Genomic DNA, 566 nt, shown 5'->3' with positions numbered 1-566 from the left:
CTACGAGAGGGAGTGAATGTAGCTGATCAGATCGTAGGTTTTAGGTTTAGTTCCAATGAATTACGCAACAAAGCCTGTTCAGCAACACAAAAGTCGACTATCCCCAAAACCCTGTCCAACCTTTATTACCCGATAATCTAATCCGAGATACCCGACAAGCACGTCTCCTTCATACTGTAGCGCACGAAAATGAGGGAGTTGTTTAAAGTAGGAACGCGCGACTTGATACTTTGGAAATGATTGATTCCTCAACATCATTATTGCTTTATGCTGCTTGTCGGTCACATTAACTTCATACACAATTTCCATACATCTCCTTGTTGAAAATTACAGCCGTGACACCCGAAGTTTTTATCCCTTGAAACTGCAGGCCAATGGTGAGCGTTCTGACTGATTATGTCTTCATTACCCAACTTCCAAATTCACACAGCAGTGTCCCTCCCCTAACTTTAGGAAGAGTTTACCAAGGCCATAACACCCAACAGTATAAAAATACTTCCAGACCACCTTGAGAAAAAATCAACCCAGTGACTTCTTGTTTTAAACCTTTGTAAGCGTCTGCGAAC

The 566-nt window shown here is 42.0% G+C and carries 1 pseudogene; it reads right to left on the bottom strand.

Features of this window, described 5'->3' with window-relative positions:
* Positions 1 to 77: 77 nt before the first annotated feature.
* Positions 78 to 309 (bottom strand): annotated as a pseudogene (locus tag BCT81_RS29680) (GNAT family N-acetyltransferase); the annotation flags it as partial.
* Positions 310 to 566: the final 257 nt, after the last annotated feature.

It is taken from the genome of Vibrio sp. 10N.261.52.A1 (assembly GCF_002876325.1).
Classification (GTDB): domain Bacteria; phylum Pseudomonadota; class Gammaproteobacteria; order Enterobacterales; family Vibrionaceae; genus Vibrio; species Vibrio chagasii.
The sequence above is the reverse complement of the archived record's forward strand: the minus strand, read 5'-3'. Positions and strand labels throughout refer to the sequence as shown.